The organism is Endozoicomonas sp. SCSIO W0465 (assembly GCF_023716865.1).
In the GTDB taxonomy this organism is placed as follows: domain Bacteria; phylum Pseudomonadota; class Gammaproteobacteria; order Pseudomonadales; family Endozoicomonadaceae; genus Endozoicomonas.
Window position 1 is genome coordinate 6738805 of sequence record NZ_CP092417.1, and the last position, 22003, is coordinate 6760807.

A 22003-nucleotide genomic window follows, 5' to 3' on the forward strand; every position below is an offset into this window, starting at 1 on the left:
TGATTCAACCATTAACGGTAACTTAGCCGTTATTGTAGGTAGTAACATCTTTATGCGGTGTCAGTACTTCATTTGTCGTATAAACGTTGGGGGTAAACTCAAGCACCTGCTTTTTCAGCCATTGTGGACCTGGCTGGGAAGGCATGGTATCGACCTGGGCTTTTTGACTAATGGCCTCCCCTTCCTGAGAGCATCCTGCCAACATCAGCCCAAGCCCGGCCATGGCAACACGTCCGGACTGCTGCATAAAACGACGCCGGTCGTGATAGATAGGCTCTGGTGTAATTTCACTGCTGCAGATATCGGATCGTTTTTTTATTTTCAGTAGCATGATATCTCCTTACCAAACACTACTTTTATTACGGTCATTCTGGAGAGGTGATCACACCCATGGCCGAATTTTCCTCATAATGCCAAGGGAAATTAAAGAGCTCAAGCATCCACGGATCTCACGTATAAAAAAAGCCAGCAATGCTGGCTTTATAAAAAATCGAAGAAAATCTAAACCGTTCCTTCGTGATCACTCTTCTCTTCCCCAAGCCGCCAGATCGCGGTGATTGGGCCAGAACAGGCATAAGCCAGGAAGATCAGCAGCAGTGTGCGGGGTGGATCCATAAACACCACAGCGAAGGCCAGCACAATCGCCAGCAGGAACACAAAGTGTACCCGACCTCTCAGGTCAATCTTCTTGAAGCTGTGATAGCGAATATTGCTGACCATAAGGACACCCGCTCCCCCGGTAACCAGCGAGCCAAGTAAGGCAATAAAGGTGGACTCACCATTGAAACCAAAGTCACTTAATGCCCATACCATACCAATCACCACTGCGGCAGCCGCCGGACTGGCCAGACCGGTAAAGTAGCGACTGTCGGTTTCTTCAATCTGGGCATTGAACCGGGCCAGCCGCAGGGCTGCACAGGCTGCATAGACAAAGGCAATCATCCAGCCAAACTTGCCAAGCTCCTGCAGTGCCCAGCTGAAAGCCACCATGGCTGGGGCAACACCGAAGGTGACCATATCCGCCAGACTGTCATACTGCTCACCAAACTTGCTCATGGTGTTGGTCATCCTGGCCACGCGACCATCCAGACCATCCAGAATCATGGCAACAAATACGGCGATACAGGCCAGGGAAAAATTACCCGCCTGTGCAGCGATAATGGCGTAAAAGCCACAAAACAGGTTTCCGGTGGTGAAAAGGTTAGGTAACAGGTAGATCCCTTTGCGACGGATCGCCTGCCCTTCTTCAATTACCTCTTCTTCGTGCTCGTCTATAGGAAAAAAACCGTCGACGGCATCTTTATTACTCTCCGGCTTTTCCATTTTCTCAGTCATTGACACATCTGCTCATCATTACAGAACCAGCGTGGGACTGTACCACGAATACGCTTTTGGAGGGATACAGTCAGATCAAACATTAGGTAAGGAACCACCCCTACTGACATCGTTTACGAAGTGAAGACCAGAACCGCTCAGCACCGGCATGCAGACGAACATCATTCCGGTAAAGCTTGATCTCCACAGAGCCCCAATATTCCTGATGTTTTTCTGGGTTGACGAAGTCCACCAGCTGTCCACTGGCCAATTCATCCACAATGGCATAACCCGGCAGCCAGGCAATGCCGCTGCCATTCAATGCCATGACTTTCAACAAGTTGGTCAGCGAAGACTCCATAACTGGCTGAAATCGGGGAAGGTCATTGATAGCTCGAAGCAAACCATTCACCTGCCTTCCCATAAACGCTGCCGGACTATAACCCAAAATGGGGACAGGCTCGGCCTGGTAAGGTTTGAAACGGGGTAGACCATCTGCATCAGGCGCACAAACAGGCCTGAGTTCCGTGTTGCCTAGGAGGCTGTCCGAGAATAGCCTGATTAAGTATAATCAGGCATCTTCTGCCCACTTTGTTGTTGCCGAAACGGATGTCATCAATCAAATTCAAAGATAACCCTGCTGATTTTGACCAGCACCTGATGTTCCCATCGAACATCTTCGACCTGCTGCCACCAGATCATGATTGCTTCGTTTTTGAAGATATCTTCAAGCATATCGACACCTCTGAAGTGGAAAAGCAGTATCACCATCTTGGCCAGAATGCCTACCACCCACGACTGATTATATCGATCCTGATCTATGCCTATAGCCATGGTGTGTTCAGCTCCAGGGAGATTGAACGGCGCTGCAATCAGGACTTGGCTTTCATGTATATCGCCAAACAGCACTGCCCAAATTTCCGGGTGCTCAGTGACTTTCGTAAAAACCAGGCCACCTTTTTTAAAAGCAGTTTCAAACAGAGCGTGCTGCTCGCCCGGGAACTACAGATGGCCTCGCTGGGCCACATCGCTCTTGATGGTTCCAAATTCAAAGCCGACTCATCAAAGCATAAGGCCATGAGCTACGCACGACTTAAGGCCAAAGAAGCTGAATTAATGGCTGAAGTTGAGGCCCTGATTAAAAAAGCCGAAACCAGTGACAGTGAAGAGGACGATGCTTATCAGCAGGAGACTGGCTACAGCATTCCTGAAGACTTGCAATTCAAGCAGGAACGGTTAGAGAAAATCCAGGAGGCCAAAAAAGCGCTTGAAGAACGGGAACAGGCCCTGAATCCCGATAAGCCGATAGACGACAAAAAGCAAATCAGCTTTGCTGATCATGATGCCAGGATCATGGGTAAAAAAGGCAGTGGCTATCAGTACAGTTATAACGCCCAGATCAGCGTCGACAGCGATAATGGTATCATTGTTGGCCAGCACATCAGCCAGCATGCCAATGACAAGCAGGAAGTAAAGCCTGCACTTGAAGCCATTGCAGAAGCAACAGATAACGCGTCCATTGGCAAAATGAGTGAGGATAATGGCTATTACTCAGGGCCCAACCTGCAAGCGTTTGATGATGCGAACATTGACGCTTACATGGCTACGGATCGACAGGAGAAGCCTGCAACAGAGGGACTGGAAGACTCTGACAGAAAGTTTGTCAAAGCGGATTTTATTTACCATGAAGCAGACGACAGCTTTACCTGCCCTGCCGGTGAGAAGCTGATTTATAACACGGCTAGCAAAGCAAAACACAAAAGCTACCGCGTCAGTAAAGATATCTGCCGGGATTGCCCGTTACGTAAAAGGTGCAGTGGTGACAACAAAGACCCGGGGAAAGTGATTCGCACAGACCGCCACGAAGCCATACGCCAGGCGATGAACCGCAAAATGGAAACCAAAGAGGCCAAAGCGGTTTATGAGCGTCGCAAGGTGATTGCGGAACCGCCTTTTGGCCAAATCAAGAACTCAGGATTCAGAGGGTTCAGTGTCCGGGGTAAGGAAAAAGTGGCTGGAGAATTTTCACTGGTCTGCAGTGCTTATAATTTCGTAACTATTCAGCACTGAGCAAAGGCATATTACAGTAATTCCGAACAGCTCTATGAAGTGATTGATATATGTCCATTCCCTGTTTTCTGGCAGACGACAAATAGCTGCGAATCCGTGCAAACATAGAACCACCGTCTGCACTCCTGAAGCAGCCTGAGATTTTCTGCTTTAACTTGGCCATTCGAACATCCCGCTCACTGCCATTGTTATCGAAGGGAATGGTAAAATCTGACATGAAGCGCAGTGTCTCAGCCTTGAACTCAGTGAGTCGTTTGAAGAGATTGTAAGCTTTAGTATTCTTGACTTTCTTGCGCTTAAGCTCCTCTCGTTGCTTCTCCATATAGACGACTTCTTTCATTAGAGCCCGCTGAAGCAACCGGTCATAAATCTTCTCGATTCGTTCACAGACAACACTTGGCATCTGTAGCATACCTATGGTCTTAAAGCCCTTGCAGTAATGCCAGGAAAGCCTCAGTAGCTTCATCAATCGCAACGCCAGTTGATTGCTGTCCCTATCAACAACACCCAAAAGCTCCCTCAGGTGATGGGCATTGCAAAGTACGTGAGTTGCCGCATATGCAAAATAGGATTTCCAATGATCATGAACCAGAACGCCTGCAAATGTTAGCAGTATGCCCATCGTGTCCATGGCCTCACGACCTCGCTTTTCAGACAAGTAGTAGAGCGTCCATTGTTCATCCCGCATAACGTGTAGCCAGTGCAAAGAGCCCTCGGCCCGCATACCCGTTTCATCGGCTCCGGCAACAGACGATTCCCGCAAGGCGTCACGAATAACCTCTTCAGTAGAAGCCAGATTTTCATAGGTTCTGGCCACAAAATTGGCGACAGTGCCTGCACTTACACTCATTTTATAGAGAGTATTAAAATACTCTGACACGCGCTTAAAAGGCAGGAAATGGTATTGGTTAAGATAGACGGCCATAGCCTGTGTGGCTGAGCCATATTGTGCGGCAGCGGTAACACCTTCCGGGAATTCAGCCTGATTCCGACAACCACAAGTGCAGATTTTTACTTCAGCTCTATGGGCCGTTACTTCAAATTCACCCGGTCTCCCTGGTTCAAACACCTGTCGTTCAATATATTTGACCGGCTCACTATCAAGAAGAGACGCCTGACATTTATTGCATTCTTTAACCGGAAGGTACTCAATATAGTCAGGGATATCGACCTGTTTAAGACAAGTGCCCTGATGCCCTTTCTTTCCACCGGCTTTATTACCAGAAGACTGTCTCAGACTTTTAGGATTGGGTTTTTCATCCGATGGATCGGTACCTTTATCTGCGGAAAGGTCGTCAGAATGATCTGGAGAATTACTGTTTTTACAAGGTTTTTGATAACCATCAGACGATGGCGGCTTGCTGCTGTTTTGACTGTTCTTGCCAACCTTTTCTTCCAATTCTCGACATCGCTCTTCCAGACAGGCAACTCTCATCCGCAGCTCTGCATTCTCTTTCAAGAGAATCTCAGCCGACATAGTTGCGGGTAGTTCTGGAATCATGCTGGCGAATATTGTGGAAAAATGGTGCTTAAGAGGATGGTATAAAAATCAGAAAATTCCAGATTTATGTGGGGGTGCTGAACAGTTACATAATTTCAAAAAGGCTCTTGTAGGATTTCAGACTGCTACTGGGTTGAACATTGCTGAAGCCCTTTATCTACAAAGGTTGTCAGCATATTGTCCGGTAATGTTGCCCAATCCTTGTTTTTCGTGACCTACAGTCAGTTTTCACTGTAGAGCAGTTCGTAATCAAAATAGAGCCTTCAAAAAAATTGTCAAATCGGTTTCAACGGGATCAATCCGTCTTGAAGAAGCAAAAAGGCTTAAAATGGCAGCATAAAGGCAAGCAAAAGGGTAAAAAACGCAATTTTTACCCCAAAACAGGCTAAATTTAGGTCAATATTTGATCAGCCAAGAAAATGCTGAAGCTTTCGTTTTTCAATAGCTAGTTCTCGTCCAAAAACACAACCAATTGAAAACTGTAGATTTTATCCTGAAAAATTAAGTGGAGCCCTACTGCTATCTGGCGACTAAACTTCCCAAGAGCAAGAAACATAAGGGATTGCCAAAAACAGAGGACTCCAAATGCGCAAAAAACGCAACCCGCAGTGTAGTATGGAACTCCATTACGTACCTCATGAAATCTGCTCCCAGCTTTCCGGTATCTCGCAATGGCTTGACGCCCATCCACAGTTCAATGACTGGATTTATGAGGACTTAAGTTCTGGTGATAAACAGAACACTGGGCGGAACGGACTATCAGCAGAATCCGTTCTTCGTGCGGCACTCCTGAAACAGTATTTGAATTGTGATTATGACTACTTGTCGTTTGTTTTGATGGACTCCATGCTCTTTCGAGACTTTTGTCGCCTCGAACCAAACCAGCGCCCCAGTCGCTCCAGTTTGCATGGGCTCATCAGCCTTCTTACTGCATCTACATGGGAACGGATTAATAACTGTCAGCTAATGACCGCTAAAGATCAGGGTATTGAAAAAGGGCGCACTGTGGCTATTGACAGCACAGTCACCGAATCGGATATCAAACCTCCTTGCGACAGTGATCTTTTAGCCAGTTCCGTTAAAGAAATTTGTCGGCTGCTGGAACGGGGACAAACACTGACAGCGACACCGCTTTATGAATATACCCATCACAACCGAGCCGTAAAAGATGCGGCCAGAAAATGCATCTACGCTGGCAAAGAAGAGCGGCATCAGCATTATAAAAAACTGCTGCAGTTGACCCGAAAATCCCGGAAGGTACTTATCGAAGCTACTGTCACGCTAGCAAACGCCCGTCAGCAGGGGCAGTGTCTCCTGGCTGATGATGCCGACAAGTGGCAGGCCGATGTGGATCACCTGTTACCCCTGGTGGATGCAATAGTCTCCCAGACAGAGCGCAGGGTCTTTAAGGGTGAAAAGGTGCCAGCCCAGGAAAAAGTGGTTAGCCTGTATGAACCCCATACGGATATCATCGTAAAAGACAGGCGGCAAGTACAGTATGGCCATAAACTGAACCTGGTTCAGGGAAAAAGTCGATTGATCCTGGACCTGGTTATTGAGGAAGGTAACCCAGCGGATTCGGACCAATTCATTCCGATGATGGAAAGACAAAAAGAAATTTATGGTCGTGTACCTCGCCAGACAAGCGGTGACGGCGGATACGCGTGTCGCGCTAATTTGGAAAAAGCCAAGGCCATGGGAATCAGCGATGTAGCTTTTAATAAGAAGCGCGGACTTGAAGTCGAAGAGATGACTAAAAGTCAGTATGTGTATAAAACGCTCTTTCGCTTCCGGGCAGGTATTGAAGCGGGAATTTCGTGGCTAAAGAGATGTTTTGGGCTATCACGTTGCCACTGCAAGGGTTCTGAGCGTTTTGATTCTCATTGCTGGTTATCGGTGGTCTGTTACAACCTGGTGATTCTGGCCAGACACCCGGCACCATCCTGATAGCCACCTCCACGCTACATGAAAGTACCTTTCCAGCATGGTGGGAGGATGTTTTCTGCCTGCTTTTCGCGTTTTTCTCCAATATCCGTCCCAGATTAGAGAAAAAAAGGGAAGAGTTTTTGCGGCTCTCTGGAATTTCAGGAAATATCAAAACGCACGTACAATCTAATTATGATTGCCTGATGCGTTTTTGGACGAGAACTAGCTAGTTCTCGGACAGCCTCCTAGGGAAAGAGATAGAAAAGGAGGCTGCATCAGGGCTTCAATATCAAAAGCCAGGAGAAAATCACACCGCCCTTCCTGAAGCCCTTCAACGGCCAGGTCGACATCAATACTCTCCACCCGACTTCTCAGAACATGGCCATCATTGCTCATGGTCTGTATCAGTTCCGGCAACAACGTGACGGAAAGAGAGTGAGCTGCCGCAAAATCCAATGGTTGTGGCCCAACGCCGTTCTGGCCTTTCAGCTGATGCAGGCCATCTTCCATCTGTCGAAGCAGATTCCGGGCGGTGGTATGGAACAGTCGCCCTTCCGGGGTCAGTGCCAGCGGTGTTGTAGCCCGATCAATCAGCTCGACACCAAGGGAATGTTCAAGGCTGCGTATACGACGACTGAATGCCGGTTGCGTAACATTCCTGAACTGCGCAGCCCGGGAGAAGTTGCGCAGCTCCGCTAACGCCAGAAAATCTTCCAGCCATTTGGTTTCCAGATTCATTCACAGGACCATTCAAATGCACCCTTAACCCGTAATTGACCACATGCATAACTGTCCACAGGAAATCACATGGCTGACAACAACCTCAGGCTGGCTCAGGGCGGAGAGAGAGAATGCGGTAAAGTGAGCATCACCGACTATCGCTACAGGACTTTTTCAATACCCACTGAGTCTGCCACAGTCGTAGAAAGGAGGGAAAATATATCGCTTCCCGTCTCTCACCGGAGTGAAAAAGAAAGCACCGGAAAAGGTGCTTTCTTTTTCACTCTCCGTTTCAACACGCATTTAAGGGGATTGATTTGCCGTCAGCATCTGATAAAGCTCATCTTTTAGCCTGGCCCGACGCTGTTTCAAATCGTCATAAACGTCATCGGTCACGGGTACATCACTGTCCTCAAGCCCACGCACCTGATGATCCAGCTTGTGATATTCGTTTGCCTTTTCAGCAAGGCGCTATCCGTTTGTTTCAATCTGTTGATTTGCTCATGATGCTCTGGAAACTCATGATAAAGGCTATGACTCAGGGCATCTTTCATTTCAGACATGGCGCAACCTCCCTTAGAGCAACCTGAATCAGTTTAGGCAGCTTCCGGGACAGGCGCTATTGTCCATGTGTCATGCAGCTTGCTTCTGGTAGTCGCCCTGATAATGATTGTCGTGACCGTTGTAGAACCAGTCGACACAGGCTCTGGCCAGCAGCTCTGTCGCATCAACACACAGTTCAGGCTAAGTTACCGTTAATGGTTGAATCAGCTAAACTCCCATAAAATCTACGTTGTAGGGGAGTGATATGCAATCTGAACTCTTCCAGAATTTTATTGATTCCATTTCAACATTAACCAGTGAACAGCGAGACATTCTTAACAACTCGCTCCTTAGTACTCAAATAGAGGTTACCGAGGTAGTAGAAACCACTGACTCTGAACCTGTTTACAGTGAATCTATACCCAATAACGATAATGCAACACCTGACGTAGAAAAGAGCATACTTGCCCAATTTGCCGAAAACCCCAGGTGCCCCAAATGCAAAAGCCATAGCGTTGGTCGCTGGGGCATACGAAATGGCCGACAGCGCTACCACTGCAAGACTTGCGACTCAACGTTTAACGCCTTTAGTGGAACGCCTTTGGCAAGGCTCAGGCACCCTGAAAAATGGAACAAGTACCTCGCAGGTATGACTCACTCTATGGTCTTGCGACCAGCTGCTGCTGAGAATGCCATTGACTTGAAAACTGCGTTCCGCTGGCGTCACCGCTTTCTTGAAGTGATTAATAATGATCAAGCAGAAGAGCTTTGTGGCATTACTGAGCTTGATGAAACATTTTTCCGTGAATCCTTCAAAGGGCAAAGAGAAGGCCTTCCACGGCCAACCCGAAAGCGGGGTAATGATCCCAACAAAGCCCGAAAAGTCCCGGTAATGGTGGCTCGGGACCGTAATCGAAATACCGTTGACGGTGTATTAGAAAACGAAAGTGCTAATGAATTGTGCAGGCATTTAAATGGCCGCATATCGATACAGGCCACGGTCTGTGCGGATGCACACCTCGCTCACGAAAAACTTGCTGACAAGCTTGGATTTGTCTTCAAGGAGCTGGTGACATCAGCAGGTCAACATGTTGTTGAAGGCATCTACCACATCCAGACTGTAAATTCTTATCACAGTCATTTAAAACGCTGGATTGGCGGCGTATTCCAAGGGGTTGCAACTCGTTACCTTCCCCATTATCTGGCCTGGAGGCGAGAACTGACGGCAGCAAAAAAATTAACTGTTGCCGGTTGATCAGCAGAATTACTGAACATTGGTGCTTCCAACCATTAACGGTAACTTAGCCGAGCTTTTGGGTGTTGTTGATAGGACAGCAATCAACTGGCGTTGCGATTGATGAAGCTACTGAGGCTTTCCTGGCATTACTGCAAGGGCTTTAAGACCATAGTATGCTACAGATGCCAAGTGTTGTCTGTGAACGAATCGAGAAGATTTATGACCGGTTGCTTCAGCGGGCTCTAATGAAAGAAGTCGTCTATATGGAGAAGCAACGAGAGGAGCTTAAGCGCAAGAAAGTCAAGAATACTAAAGCTTACAATCTCTTCAAACGACTCACTGAGTTCAAGGCTGAGACACTGCGCTTCATGTCAGATTTTACCATTCCCTTCGATAACAATGGCAGTGAGCGGGATGTTCGAATGGCCAAGTTAAAGCAGAAAATCTCAGGCTGCTTCAGGAGTGCAGACGGTGGTTCTATGTTTGCACGGATTCGCAGCTATTTGTCGTCTGCCAGAAAACAGGGAATGGACATATATCAATCACTTCATAGAGCTGTTCGGAATTACTGTAATATGCCTTTGCTCAGTGCTGAATAGTTACGAAGTTACCTAAGAAGCTGCGTTGGGAATTATGCGACAATTTGATGCCGTTTATCGGCGGCTCAGGTCAGAGTGTTCCTGATAAAAAGTCAGGCTCTTTTCGTATTGCAGACTGCTGATTTCATAAATCAGGCTGGAATCCTCCTGTGGCAGGGCTTGGCAATATTTAGCCAGCAGTTTCCTGAAGGCATTGTATATCAAGGCCTTTGGCCAATTTTCATTGCAGAGCAGTCTGTAACCCGAAAAGAGCCAAAAGTCATTCTAAATAAAGCTGAGGATTAGCAAGTGGAGCTATTATCCGGCGCGGACATGGTGGTCCGATCATTGGCTGATGAGGGAGTCGAGTATATCTACGGGTATCCGGGGGGGGCTCTTCTGCACGTCTACGACGCTATTTTCCGGCAGAAGGCCATTACGCATATCCTGGTACGCCACGAACAGGCCGCCACCCATATGGCTGATGGTTATGCAAGAGCAACCGGCAAGCCCGGGGTTGCGCTGGTCACTTCTGGCCCGGGGGCAACCAATACCATTACCGGTATTGCCACTGCTTACATGGACTCCATTCCTATGGTGGTTATTTCCGGTCAGGTACCCTCTGCCTACATTGGCAGTGATATGTTCCAGGAAGTGGATATGGTGGGCATTTCAAGACCTATCGTTAAACACAGCTTCCTGGTCAAGCGGTCCGAAGATATTCCCGGCGTGATCAAAAAAGCCTTCCATCTGGCGCAGACCGGTCGCCCGGGGCCTGTTGTGGTGGATATCCCCAAGGATATTACCGACCTGAGCAAAAAGTACGAATACCATTACCCGGAAACGGTACGTCTGCGCTCCTATAATCCCCCGGTTAAAGGCCACAATGGCCAGATTCGCAAAGCGGTTGAACTGCTGGCAGGAGCTAAAAAACCGATTATTTATGCCGGTGGCGGTGTGATTCTGGGCAAGGCATCAGAACAACTGACAGCGCTGGCAAAAACGTTGAATGCGCCGGTGACTAATACTCTGATGGGGTTGGGTGCCTATCCGGGATCGGACCGTCAGTTTCTTGGAATGCTCGGTATGCATGGCAGTTACTGCGCCAACCAGGCGATGCATAACGCGGACTTGATTCTGGCAGTGGGTGTACGTTTTGATGACCGGGTCACCAATAACACGTCAAAGTTCTGCCCGGATGCCAGGATCGTTCATATCGATATCGATCCGGCCAGCATCTCCAAGAATGTACAGGTGGATGTTCCGATTGTCGGGCCGGTGGATGCCGTACTGGACACCATGATCCATCAGATAGCAGAGACCAGTACACGGATTGGTCAGGAAGCTTTGGATAGCTGGTGGCGTCAGATCAATGAGTGGCGTGAAGGTCGTGGTGGTCTGTTCCCATACGACACAGGTGACGGTACCATTCTCAAGCCTCAACAGGTAATCGAAACGCTGTATGAAGTGACCCGGGGTACAGACACCTACATCACGTCTGATGTTGGTCAGCACCAGATGTTTGCTGCCCAGTATTATCCATTTGATCAGCCCAACCGCTGGATTAACTCCGGTGGCCTGGGAACCATGGGGTTTGGTCTGCCGGCCGCCATGGGGGTTAAGCTGTCATTCCCGGACAGCCATGTCGCTTGTGTCACCGGTGAGGGCAGTATCCAGATGAATATTCAGGAACTCTCTACCTGTCGGCAATATGATTTGAACGTCAAAATCATCAACCTGAATAATCAGGCACTGGGTATGGTACGACAGTGGCAGGATATGCAGTATGACAGCCGTTATTCCCATTCTTACCTGGAATCGTTGCCAGACTTTGTCAAACTGGCAGAATCCTACGGGCATGTGGGCATGAGAATTACCGATCCGGCCAAGCTGACATCGGCTATGGAGGAGGCGTTCTCGCTGAAAGACCGACTGGTCTTTATGGATATCGTGGTGGATACCAGTGAGCATGTGTACCCCATGCAGATCAAGGACGGCAATATGGCCGATATGTGGCTCAGCAAAACGGAGAGGACCTGATGAAACGGATTATCTCTGTCCTGGTTGAGAACGAACCCGGTGCCCTGTCGCGCATTGTCGGGCTCTTCTCCCAGCGTAATTTCAACATTGAGACATTGAATGTTGCGCCCACAGAGGACAATACCCTGTCCCGCCTGACACTGACCACGGTGGGTAATCCCCAGGTCATAGAACAGATTACCAAACAGCTGAACAAACTGGTGGATGTGGTAAAGCTGGTGGATCTGACCGAAGGTGCCCATATTGAGCGGGAGATGATGCTGATCAAGGTGCGTGCCAGCGGGCCACTGCGCGCTGAGGTGAAGCGGACAGTGGATATCTTTCGCGGTCAGATCGTCGATGTGACCAGCTCTGTCTACACCATCCAGCTGACCGGAACCGGGGAAAAGCTGGATGCCTTTATTGAAGCCATTGGTCAGGCACAGGTGCTGGAAGTTGTGCGCAGTGGGGTGACCGGTATCTCCCGTGGGGAAAAAGTGTTATCTCTTTAAGCACTGTCGGTTAATTAATCGTAACTATTCAGCACTGAGCAAAGGCATATTACAGTAATTCCGAACAGCTCTATGAAGTGATTGATATATGTCCATTCCCTGTTTTCTGGCAGACGACAAATAGCTGCGAATCCGTGCAAACATAGAACCACCGTCTGCACTCCTGAAGCAGCCTGAGATTTTCTGCTTTAACTTGGCCATTCGAACATCCCGCTCACTGCCATTGTTATCGAAGGGAATGGTAAAATCTGACATGAAGCGCAGTGTCTCAGCCTTGAACTCAGTGAGTCGTTTGAAGAGATTGTAAGCTTTAGTATTCTTGACTTTCTTGCGCTTAAGCTCCTCTCGTTGCTTCTCCATATAGACGACTTCTTTCATTAGAGCCCGCTGAAGCAACCGGTCATAAATCTTCTCGATTCGTTCACAGACAACACTTGGCATCTGTAGCATACCTATGGTCTTAAAGCCCTTGCAGTAATGCCAGGAAAGCCTCAGTAGCTTCATCAATCGCAACGCCAGTTGATTGCTGTCCCTATCAACAACACCCAAAAGCTCCCTCAGGTGATGGGCATTGCAAAGTACGTGAGTTGCCGCATATGCAAAATAGGATTTCCAATGATCATGAACCAGAACGCCTGCAAATGTTAGCAGTATGCCCATCGTGTCCATGGCCTCACGACCTCGCTTTTCAGACAAGTAGTAGAGCGTCCATTGTTCATCCCGCATAACGTGTAGCCAGTGCAAAGAGCCCTCGGCCCGCATACCCGTTTCATCGGCTCCGGCAACAGACGATTCCCGCAAGGCGTCACGAATAACCTCTTCAGTAGAAGCCAGATTTTCATAGGTTCTGGCCACAAAATTGGCGACAGTGCCTGCACTTACACTCATTTTATAGAGAGTATTAAAATACTCTGACACGCGCTTAAAAGGCAGGAAATGGTATTGGTTAAGATAGACGGCCATAGCCTGTGTGGCTGAGCCATATTGTGCGGCAGCGGTAACACCTTCCGGGAATTCAGCCTGATTCCGACAACCACAAGTGCAGATTTTTACTTCAGCTCTATGGGCCGTTACTTCAAATTCACCCGGTCTCCCTGGTTCAAACACCTGTCGTTCAATATATTTGACCGGCTCACTATCAAGAACTCGACTTTAGAGTCTGTATTAAACGATAATTCGGTCAGCTTTTTATAGTGAAGCAAGCCGAAATCAGTGAACTGTTTTTCCAAGTTCGTTATTACTTCCGTTTTTTGCCTAAAAGCCTTTAGTTATGCTGCTTCTGAATTATCCGGTATTAACTGGTCGATCAGATCGCGAAAATTGAACTCATATTTTTGCTTATATCTGTTCCAGCCCTTGCGAATAGAGAACCTCGGAATAATTCCTGAAAGAGCAATTTTCATCATGCCTGCAGTGGTTGTATCCGGGCTTCTCCAGGGTATCCGAGAAATATTCAGACATGCCTGATTTTTACAAACGGTTAATAACTGCAATAATGCATAGCCTGCCATTTTCAAATGCATCCATCGAAGCAGTGTTCGCAATTTCTGCTGCCATAAATGGCAACAGCCAAAAGCATGTTTGAGTTGGTGAAACATTGGCTCTACCGGCCATCTCCGGGAATAGGCACGAAGCACCTCCAGTCCCTCAAGTTCCGGATTGGTCGAGATGAATATTCTGCTTTCGGTCAGACCTTTGTCATTTTGTAACTGTTCAGCACCCCCACATAAATCTGGAATTTTCTGATTTTTATACCATCCTCTTAAGCACCATTTTTCCACAATATTCGCCAGCATGATTCCAGAACTACCCGCAACTATGTCGGCTGAGATTCTCTTGAAAGAGAATGCAGAGCTGCGGATGAGAGTTGCCTGTCTGGAAGAGCGATGTCGAGAATTGGAAGAAAAGGTTGGCAAGAACAGTCAAAACAGCAGCAAGCCGCCATCGTCTGATGGTTATCAAAAACCGTAACTGTTCAGCACCCCCACATAAATCTGGAATTTTCTGATTTTTATACCATCCTCTTAAGTACCATTTTTCCACAATATTCGCCAGCATGATTCCAGAACTACCCGCAACTATGTCGGCTGAGATTCTCTTGAAAGAGAATGCAGAGCTGCGGATGAGAGTTGCCTGTCTGGAAGAGCGATGTCGAGAATTGGAAGAAAAGGTTGGCAAGAACAGTCAAAACAGCAGCAAGCCGCCATCGTCTGATGGTTATCAAAAACCTTGTAAAAACAGTAATTCTCCAGATCATTCTGACGACCTTTCCGCAGATAAAGGTACCGATCCATCGGATGAAAAACCCAATCCTAAAAGTCTGAGACAGTCTTCTGGTAATAAAGCCGGTGGAAAGAAAGGGCATCAGGGCACTTGTCTTAAACAGGTCGATATCCCTGACTATATTGAGTACCTTCCGGTTAAAGAATGCAATAAATGTCAGGCGTCTCTTCTTGATAGTGAGCCGGTCAAATATATTGAACGACAGGTGTTTGAACCAGGGAGACCGGGTGAATTTGAAGTAACGGCCCATAGAGCTGAAGTAAAAATCTGCACTTGTGGTTGTCGGAATCAGGCTGAATTCCCGGAAGGTGTTACCGCTGCCGCACAATATGGCTCAGCCACACAGGCTATGGCCGTCTATCTTAACCAATACCATTTCCTGCCTTTTAAGCGCGTGTCAGAGTATTTTAATACTCTCTATAAAATGAGTGTAAGTGCAGGCACTGTCGCCAATTTTGTGGCCAGAACCTATGAAAATCTGGCTTCTACTGAAGAGGTTATTCGTGACGCCTTGCGGGAATCGTCTGTTGCCGGAGCCGATGAAACGGGTATGCGGGCCGAGGGCTCTTTGCACTGGCTACACGTTATGCGGGATGAACAATGGACGCTCTACTACTTGTCTGAAAAGCGAGGTCGTGAGGTTGTCTGAAAAGCGAGGTCGTGAGGCCATGGACACGATGGGCATACTGCTAACATTTGCAGGCGTTCTGGTTCATGATCATTGGAAATCCTATTTTGCATATGCGGCAACTCACGTACTTTGCAATGCCCATCACCTGAGGGAGCTTTTGGGTGTTGTTGATAGGGACAGCAATCAACTGGCGTTGCGATTGATGAAGCTACTGAGGCTTTCCTGGCATTACTGCAAGGGCTTTAAGACCATAGGTATGCTACAGATGCCAAGTGTTGTCTGTGAACGAATCGAGAAGATTTATGACCGGTTGCTTCAGCGGGCTCTAATGAAAGAAGTCGTCTATATGGAGAAGCAACGAGAGGAGCTTAAGCGCAAGAAAGTCAAGAATACTAAAGCTTACAATCTCTTCAAACGACTCACTGAGTTCAAGGCTGAGACACTGCGCTTCATGTCAGATTTTACCATTCCCTTCGATAACAATGGCAGTGAGCGGGATGTTCGAATGGCCAAGTTAAAGCAGAAAATCTCAGGCTGCTTCAGGAGTGCAGACGGTGGTTCTATGTTTGCACGGATTCGCAGCTATTTGTCGTCTGCCAGAAAACAGGGAATGGACATATATCAATCACTTCATAGAGCTGTTCGGAATTACTGTAATATGCCTTTGCTCAGTGCTGAATAGTTACCAAAAACCTTGTAAAAACAGTAATTCTCCAGATCATTCTGACGACCTTTCCGCAGATAAAGGTACCGATCCATCGGATGAAAAACCCAATCCTAAAAGTCTGAGACAGTCTTCTGGTAATAAAGCCGGTGGAAAGAAAGGGCATCAGGGCACTTGTCTTAAACAGGTCGATATCCCTGACTATATTGAGTACCTTCCGGTTAAAGAATGCAATAAATGTCAGGCGTCTCTTCTTGATAGTGAGCCGGTCAAATATATTGAACGACAGGTGTTTGAACCAGGGAGACCGGGTGAATTTGAAGTAACGGCCCATAGAGCTGAAGTAAAAATCTGCACTTGTGGTTGTCGGAATCAGGCTGAATTCCCGGAAGGTGTTACCGCTGCCGCACAATATGGCTCAGCCACACAGGCTATGGCCGTCTATCTTAACCAATACCATTTCCTGCCTTTTAAGCGCGTGTCAGAGTATTTTAATACTCTCTATAAAATGAGTGTAAGTGCAGGCACTGTCGCCAATTTTGTGGCCAGAACCTATGAAAATCTGGCTTCTACTGAAGAGGTTATTCGTGACGCCTTGCGGGAATCGTCTGTTGCCGGAGCCGATGAAACGGGTATGCGGGCCGAGGGCTCTTTGCACTGGCTACACGTTATGCGGGATGAACAATGGACGCTCTACTACTTGTCTGAAAAGCGAGGTCGTGAGGCCATGGACACGATGGGCATACTGCTAACATTTGCAGGCGTTCTGGTTCATGATCATTGGAAATCCTATTTTGCATATGCGGCAACTCACGTACTTTGCAATGCCCATCACCTGAGGGAGCTTTTGGGTGTTGTTGATAGGGACAGCAATCAACTGGCGTTGCGATTGATGAAGCTACTGAGGCTTTCCTGGCATTACTGCAAGGGCTTTAAGACCATAGGTATGCTACAGATGCCAAGTGTTGTCTGTGAACGAATCGAGAAGATTTATGACCGGTTGCTTCAGCGGGCTCTAATGAAAGAAGTCGTCTATATGGAGAAGCAACGAGAGGAGCTTAAGCGCAAGAAAGTCAAGAATACTAAAGCTTACAATCTCTTCAAACGACTCACTGAGTTCAAGGCTGAGACACTGCGCTTCATGTCAGATTTTACCATTCCCTTCGATAACAATGGCAGTGAGCGGGATGTTCGAATGGCCAAGTTAAAGCAGAAAATCTCAGGCTGCTTCAGGAGTGCAGACGGTGGTTCTATGTTTGCACGGATTCGCAGCTATTTGTCGTCTGCCAGAAAACAGGGAATGGACATATATCAATCACTTCATAGAGCTGTTCGGAATTACTGTAATATGCCTTTGCTCAGTGCTGAATAGTTACGTCATTTTCAAAGCGACTCCAGACGACGCGTACTTCACGACCTTTAAGGAATCTGGCGCGACAGATCAGGGTACGATAACGTATTTTGCGAAATTTGCCGTACATCCATACTGTTGCTTTTTCTTCCGGCAGTTTCTTAACCTGTTCTGTCGTCATCTTGATGCCGTACTTTTTTGGGCGCCCTCGCTTCTTTACGGTGGGTGCTGGCGGCAAAGCATAGAGGGCCCGATTTGAAGGTATCTGACCAACAACTTCTATGTTCATTTCCAGAGCTGGCTTTATCAGTGTCCAGTTCATATACCAGCAATCGGTTAGCAGGCGTAGCACTCGATCCTTCACTTCATTGCGTACCACCCTGAGCATGGCCACGGCAATTTTCAGTTTGCTGGTGTTACCTGAAGCTGGTGTCGGAAATGAGATCACCGGTATGGCGGTAAATACTTCATCTGCAGCCCGCTCAAATATGATGGCCAGGGAAACCCAACACTGCCCCCAGATGTACGTCGGCCGATTGCGTTTCTTGCTGTGTTGATGATGTGTACGACAAGCAGGGGCTTTGTCGGAAAACCGTTCGATTACCCAGTCATCAAGCCCCAGGACCACAGGTTGATTCTCAGGAGCTTTGGAGCAGACCAGACGGATCAAGTGGCGTGCCAAGTTCTTCCATTGCCACTTGCCCTGAGATAGCCAGTGGTGGTAGCTGCTCCACACACAATGAAAATCAATTGTTAACAACGCCTGTGTAACAAAGCCGTCGGCTGAAAGCATGCAACCGAACAGCAGTTCGCAGAACGTTGGTACTGCAGTTGATGATAGCGCTCCAGCAAGAAAGGTTGTATATGAAGCGAGCTCCCTGAGGATTACTTGATGATCTGAAGTGAGCATGGCAACCATCTCGAATTTCGTCATTGGGGATGGTTGCTTTTAGCAGATTATGCGCCGGAACTATTGTGCTCTTAAAACTCTAAAGTCGAGTATCAAGAAGAGACGCCTGACATTTATTGCATTCTTTAACCGGAAGGTACTCAATATAGTCAGGGATATCGACCTGTTTAAGACAAGTGCCCTGATGCCCTTTCTTTCCACCGGCTTTATTACCAGAAGACTGTCTCAGACTTTTAGGATTGGGTTTTTCATCCGATGGATCGGTACCTTTATCTGCGGAAAGGTCGTCAGAATGATCTGGAGAATTACTGTTTTTACAAGGTTTTTGATAACCATCAGACGATGGCGGCTTGCTGCTGTTTTGACTGTTCTTGCCAACCTTTTCTTCCAATTCTCGACATCGCTCTTCCAGACAGGCAACTCTCATCCGCAGCTCTGCATTCTCTTTCAAGAGAATCTCAGCCGACATAGTTGCGGGTAGTTCTGGAATCATGCTGGCGAATATTGTGGAAAAATGGTGCTTAAGAGGATGGTATAAAAATCAGAAAATTCCAGATTTATGTGGGGGTGCTGAACAGTTACAATTAATCATTAGGTAAACCCCCGGCTGTGCCGGGATGACTCGCATAGGTTTTACCGACGCTTCGGTAGCTAACCTCGAAGATTCCACCACAAATCAAGAGGTTTGACTTATGCCAGACTACAAAAGTCTGACTCATACTCGCTGGGATTGTAAATATCATATCGTGTTCATTCCCGGGAAAAGACGAAAAGTCATCCACGGAAGTTTGAGGGTATGTACTCAAAAACTAATATTTTGAGGAAAATACCGTCCCTACAGTCTACCTTTCAGGGTCATGAATACATCGCTTGATAACCTTTCTACTGAAAAGCTGCTTGCCTTCATAACTCAGCAGCAGGAGCACATGGTTCAGCTTCAGGAACGGATAAAGATTCTGGAAAACGAAATCACTCGCTTGAACAAGCTGAACCCAACACCAGATATAAAGCCAAACACCAAACCATCCGATAGCCACGACGATAACGGCAATAACATAGGTGTTTCTATCTCCTCAGGGGAGCTCAGTAATCTGATTACCAAAAGCCACGAATCGTTCCACCAAAAGTTCCTGACATTATTGCATCGCCCGTACCGGGCCTATGTGCTGAATGCAGAAGCCATCGGCTATCTCAGGGAGCATGAATTCGCAAAGAAATGGCAGCGTATACTGGCGCAATATCAGGATGTCCACTTCCTGAGTGAGAAAGCCCGGAAAACCTTTATGAACGACATCGGTCTCACAGGCTCCAGAAATCACCAAAGAGCCAGTGAAGCCATGTTATACGGAAGCCTGATCAGCCACGGGTTCAATCTGGTGACATAATGATCCCATTCTATAATGAATCAAGTCTGGCGACGGGGAGTGCGAATTCCACAGGGTTACCTTCTGGTAGTGATCACACAACGTCATCCAGACCATCAAGCTCTTTCTATTCAGGTCGGCACGTATCAAGACAAGAACCCATTGGAAGCAGCCTTCCAGCCATAGATAATTATGAGCCCCCTAAAGAAAAAGTATCTTTAAAGAGAAATGTTTCTCACATTGAAGTTGCAGTACAGGATGAAAAATTAAAGAGAAAACGACCGGATCGTGAAAATGAGTATCAACAAGATTCATTGATAGCGACTTTAGATCAATTAAAGGGCCTTTGCCAGGAACGCAAAATCACCGTTAAACCAACGTTAGATAAGCTGGTTAATTCTTGCCCGAATGAGTCGAAAGTCCAACTGGTATCCAAGCTTGGCATTTATTTTAGTAGTGTGGAAAGAACCGTTAAAAACACGGGTACGATTACCAGCATGCTCTTGAAGGGCGAAGGAAGCTCAAGAACAAAGAAAAACATTAAAGAGTTTCTGAGTATTGAAGACCGTGATGTACAAGCAATAGCATGTTATCCATTTATTACATCCATTTCTTCCATCTGTAATGGTAAAGGCTTTCCCAAAGCCGAGGACGTGGACACGCTGCTGAAGCTACCGAGCCTCCAGAAGGATGGTCAGCTTGACCGGCAACTGCTGAGCTCCATTTCTTCCATGATGAGTGGCCGGGGCTTTCCCGAAGCCGGGGACGTGGACACGCTGCTGAAGCTACCGAGCCTCCAGAAGGATGGCCAGCTTGACCGACAACTGCTGAGTTCCATTTCTTCCATGATGAGTAGCCGGGGCTTTCCCAAAGCCGGGGACGTGGACAAGCTGCTTAAGCTACCGAGCCTCCAGAAGGATGGCCAGCTTGACCGGCAACTGCTGAGCTCCATTTCTTCCATCTGTAATGGTAAAGGCTTTCCCAAAGCCAGGAACGTGGACAAGCTGCTTAAGCTACCGAGCCTCCAGAAGGATGGCCAGCTTGACCGACAACTGCTGAGCTCCATTTCTTCCATGATGAGTAGCCGGGGCTTTCCCAAAGCCGGGGACGTGGACACGCTGCTGAAGCTACCGAGCCTCCAGAAGGATGGCCAGCTTGACCGGCAACTACTGAGTTCTATTTCTTCTATCTGTAATGGTAAAGGCTTTCCCAAAGCCGGGGATGTGGACAAGCTGCTTAAGCTACCGAGCCTCCAGAAGGATGGCCAGCTTGACCGGCAACTGCTGAGCTCCATTTCTTCCATCTGTCATGGTAAAGGCTTTCCCAAAGCCGGGGACGTGAACACGCTGCTGACGCTACCCAGCCTCCAGAAGGATGGCCAGCTTGACCGGCAACTGCTGAGCTCCATTTCTTCCATCTGTCATAGTAAAGGCTTTCCCAAAGCCGGGGATGTGGACACGCTGCTGAAGCTACCGGGCCTCCAGAAGGAGGGCCAGCTTGACCGGCAACTGCTGAGCTCCATTTCTTCCATCTGTAATGGAAAAGGCTTTCCCAAAGCCGGGGATGTGGACACGCTGCTGAAGCTACCGAGCCTCCAGAAGGATGGCCAGCCTGACCGGCAACTGCTGAGCTCCATTTCTTCCATGATGAGTGGCCGGGGCTTTCCCAAAGCCGGGGATATGAACACGTTGCTGAAGCTACCAGACCTCCAGAAGGATGGCCAGCTTGACCGGCAACGGCTGAGCTCCATTTCCTCCATCTGTCATGGTAAAGGCTTTCCGAACGAGAATTTAGTTTCACGAATTATAGAATCTATAGGTCTCAAGAATCTGGAACTACCAGAAGGCCTTAAGTCCCGCTTAACGAATTGAAAAAGAAAGGCTGAAGGAATTGAAAGGAGTGTTCCCTGTGCTGTTCAGGCAAAATACCTGTGCTCATAACAACGCACCCATATGGCGCTGCACAGGGACGTTACAAAATGGTAATTCCAAAGCCTGAAAAAAATCGAGATTGATTTTACCGATGCCAAGCTGACTGGCATGGCCGGAAGCCTGTTCATAGCCCGGCTTGCCAACCAGCTCAAACTGCCCGAGCTGCTTGAAGAACACATCCACCTCAAGAAACGTAATCGCGGTTGCCCCACTCATTGAGCAAGGAATCCCTGTCTGGGCCCGCATGGATAATGCCTGCTACATTTGATAAAAATTCCACGGTAGTCTGGGAGAAAATCAGAATGGTACCTGCATCGACCGAGCTTACCCTTGCACTTGCGAATGCCAGTAGTTCAGACGATGTCCCATGTAAGTCCGCAACAGCAACTTTTTCTCATCGAAATGTTCGTTTTACAATGGATTTTCCTTCGAAAAACATAAAGTGCAGC

General features: G+C 47.7%; 23 protein-coding genes and 2 pseudogenes. 14 read left to right on the forward strand and 11 right to left on the reverse strand.

Going from position 1 to position 22003, the window contains the following annotated elements:
* Window positions 1–22: 22 nt before the first annotated feature.
* From MJO57_RS30430 to MJO57_RS30440, 3 genes are all read right to left on the reverse strand, one after another.
* Window positions 23–331, reverse strand: a complete 309-nt coding sequence (locus MJO57_RS30430) for a hypothetical protein (RefSeq protein WP_252021161.1) — start codon at window positions 329–331, stop codon at window positions 23–25.
* Window positions 332–501: 170 nt separating this feature from the next.
* Window positions 502–1335 (reverse strand): CDP-diacylglycerol--serine O-phosphatidyltransferase, encoded by an 834-nt coding sequence (gene pssA, locus MJO57_RS30435; protein ID WP_252021163.1) that lies wholly within the window; start codon window positions 1333–1335, stop codon window positions 502–504.
* A 100-nt stretch (window positions 1336–1435) separates the two neighbouring features.
* The gene (locus MJO57_RS30440) at window positions 1436–1876 is read right to left on the reverse strand and encodes a LysR substrate-binding domain-containing protein (protein ID WP_252027145.1); all 441 of its coding nucleotides are present in this window, start codon (window positions 1874–1876) and stop codon (window positions 1436–1438) included.
* A 47-nt stretch (window positions 1877–1923) separates the two neighbouring features.
* Between MJO57_RS30440 and MJO57_RS30445 the strand changes: the two genes are divergently transcribed.
* Entirely contained in the window at window positions 1924–3384 is a 1461-nt protein-coding gene (locus tag MJO57_RS30445) for an IS1182 family transposase (RefSeq protein ID WP_252021165.1), read from the forward strand.
* Here MJO57_RS30445 and MJO57_RS30450 read toward each other — a convergent pair.
* Window positions 3371–4885: an IS66 family transposase gene (locus MJO57_RS30450; RefSeq protein ID WP_252017330.1), complete on the reverse strand. Its 1515-nt coding sequence runs from the start codon at window positions 4883–4885 to the stop codon at window positions 3371–3373. The genes MJO57_RS30445 and MJO57_RS30450 overlap by 14 nt on opposite strands.
* On the opposite strand from MJO57_RS30450, the gene MJO57_RS30455 reads away from it, so the two are divergent.
* Window positions 4884–5099 (forward strand): hypothetical protein, encoded by a 216-nt coding sequence (locus MJO57_RS30455; protein ID WP_252021167.1) that lies wholly within the window; start codon window positions 4884–4886, stop codon window positions 5097–5099. The two genes, MJO57_RS30450 and MJO57_RS30455, sit on opposite strands and share 2 nt — an antisense overlap.
* A gap of 371 nt (window positions 5100–5470) precedes the next feature.
* Complete coding sequence (locus MJO57_RS30460) at window positions 5471–6832, forward strand: ISNCY family transposase (protein WP_252017318.1); 1362 nt, start codon at window positions 5471–5473, stop codon at window positions 6830–6832.
* Window positions 6833–7033: 201 nt separating this feature from the next.
* Here the strand turns inward: MJO57_RS30460 and MJO57_RS30465 are convergent, their stop codons facing one another.
* Complete coding sequence (locus MJO57_RS30465; protein WP_252021169.1) at window positions 7034–7549, reverse strand: LysR family transcriptional regulator; 516 nt, start codon at window positions 7547–7549, stop codon at window positions 7034–7036.
* 285 nt (window positions 7550–7834) lie between these two features.
* Entirely contained in the window at window positions 7835–7957 is a 123-nt protein-coding gene (locus MJO57_RS30470; protein ID WP_252021171.1) for a YdcH family protein, read from the reverse strand.
* Window positions 7958–8339: 382 nt separating this feature from the next.
* Here MJO57_RS30470 and MJO57_RS30475 point away from each other — a divergent pair.
* The 4 genes and pseudogenes from MJO57_RS30475 to ilvN all read left to right on the forward strand — a co-directional run bounded on the left by MJO57_RS30475 (window position 8340) and on the right by ilvN (window position 12420).
* Window positions 8340–9379, forward strand: a pseudogene (locus tag MJO57_RS30475) (IS1595 family transposase).
* A gap of 114 nt (window positions 9380–9493) precedes the next feature.
* Window positions 9494–9910 carry a transposase gene (locus MJO57_RS30480; RefSeq protein ID WP_252017803.1) on the forward strand — a complete coding sequence of 139 codons (417 nt, stop codon included), beginning with the start codon at window positions 9494–9496 and terminating at the stop codon, window positions 9908–9910.
* Between the two features lie 288 nt (window positions 9911–10198).
* The gene (locus MJO57_RS30485) at window positions 10199–11929 is read left to right on the forward strand and encodes an acetolactate synthase 3 large subunit (protein ID WP_252021173.1); all 1731 of its coding nucleotides are present in this window, start codon (window positions 10199–10201) and stop codon (window positions 11927–11929) included.
* Window positions 11929–12420: an acetolactate synthase small subunit gene (ilvN, locus tag MJO57_RS30490; RefSeq protein WP_252021183.1), complete on the forward strand. Its 492-nt coding sequence runs from the start codon at window positions 11929–11931 to the stop codon at window positions 12418–12420. The genes MJO57_RS30485 and ilvN overlap by 1 nt, the downstream gene beginning before the upstream one ends.
* Before the next feature lie 24 nt (window positions 12421–12444).
* On the opposite strand, the gene MJO57_RS30495 is transcribed toward ilvN, so the two are convergent.
* Together MJO57_RS30495 and MJO57_RS30500 are read right to left on the reverse strand one after the other, a co-directional pair.
* Window positions 12445–13527, reverse strand: coding sequence for an IS66 family transposase (locus tag MJO57_RS30495; protein ID WP_252019955.1), 1083 nt, complete (start codon window positions 13525–13527; stop codon window positions 12445–12447).
* 161 nt (window positions 13528–13688) lie between these two features.
* Entirely contained in the window at window positions 13689–14216 is a 528-nt protein-coding gene (locus MJO57_RS30500) for a hypothetical protein (protein ID WP_252021185.1), read from the reverse strand.
* On the opposite strand from MJO57_RS30500, the gene MJO57_RS30505 reads away from it, so the two are divergent.
* The 4 genes from MJO57_RS30505 to MJO57_RS30520 all read left to right on the forward strand — a co-directional run bounded on the left by MJO57_RS30505 (window position 14215) and on the right by MJO57_RS30520 (window position 17370).
* Window positions 14215–14391 (forward strand): DUF6444 domain-containing protein, encoded by a 177-nt coding sequence (locus MJO57_RS30505; RefSeq protein WP_252021186.1) that lies wholly within the window; start codon window positions 14215–14217, stop codon window positions 14389–14391. The genes MJO57_RS30500 and MJO57_RS30505 overlap by 2 nt on opposite strands.
* 85 nt (window positions 14392–14476) lie before the next feature.
* Window positions 14477–15352 carry a transposase gene (locus MJO57_RS30510; protein WP_252021188.1) on the forward strand — a complete coding sequence of 292 codons (876 nt, stop codon included), beginning with the start codon at window positions 14477–14479 and terminating at the stop codon, window positions 15350–15352.
* Window positions 15339–16016, forward strand: coding sequence for a transposase (locus MJO57_RS30515; RefSeq protein ID WP_252021189.1), 678 nt, complete (start codon window positions 15339–15341; stop codon window positions 16014–16016). The genes MJO57_RS30510 and MJO57_RS30515 overlap by 14 nt, the downstream gene beginning before the upstream one ends.
* On the forward strand, window positions 16006–17370 hold the full coding sequence (locus MJO57_RS30520) for an IS66 family transposase (protein WP_252021190.1): 1365 nt from the start codon (window positions 16006–16008) through the stop codon (window positions 17368–17370). Before MJO57_RS30515 ends, MJO57_RS30520 begins: the two co-directional genes overlap by 11 nt.
* Here the strand turns inward: MJO57_RS30520 and MJO57_RS30525 are convergent.
* The gene (locus tag MJO57_RS30525; protein ID WP_252021191.1) at window positions 17357–18283 is read right to left on the reverse strand and encodes a transposase; all 927 of its coding nucleotides are present in this window, start codon (window positions 18281–18283) and stop codon (window positions 17357–17359) included. The genes MJO57_RS30520 and MJO57_RS30525 overlap by 14 nt on opposite strands.
* Before the next feature lie 55 nt (window positions 18284–18338).
* Complete coding sequence (locus MJO57_RS30530) at window positions 18339–18752, reverse strand: DUF6444 domain-containing protein (RefSeq protein WP_252017959.1); 414 nt, start codon at window positions 18750–18752, stop codon at window positions 18339–18341.
* A 199-nt stretch (window positions 18753–18951) separates the two neighbouring features.
* Here MJO57_RS30530 and MJO57_RS30535 point away from each other — a divergent pair.
* The 3 genes and pseudogenes from MJO57_RS30535 to MJO57_RS30545 all read left to right on the forward strand — a co-directional run.
* A pseudogene (locus MJO57_RS30535) lies at window positions 18952–19053 on the forward strand (IS200/IS605 family transposase); the annotation flags it as partial.
* Window positions 19054–19236: 183 nt separating this feature from the next.
* The gene (locus tag MJO57_RS30540) at window positions 19237–19644 is read left to right on the forward strand and encodes a hypothetical protein (RefSeq protein WP_252021192.1); all 408 of its coding nucleotides are present in this window, start codon (window positions 19237–19239) and stop codon (window positions 19642–19644) included.
* Between the two features lie 293 nt (window positions 19645–19937).
* A complete protein-coding gene (locus tag MJO57_RS30545; protein WP_252021193.1) occupies window positions 19938–21494 on the forward strand; it encodes a hypothetical protein in 1557 nt (518 codons plus the stop codon).
* 63 nt (window positions 21495–21557) lie between these two features.
* Here the strand turns inward: MJO57_RS30545 and MJO57_RS30550 are convergent, their stop codons facing one another.
* Window positions 21558–21770 (reverse strand): hypothetical protein, encoded by a 213-nt coding sequence (locus MJO57_RS30550; protein ID WP_252021194.1) that lies wholly within the window; start codon window positions 21768–21770, stop codon window positions 21558–21560.
* Window positions 21771–22003: the final 233 nt, after the last annotated feature.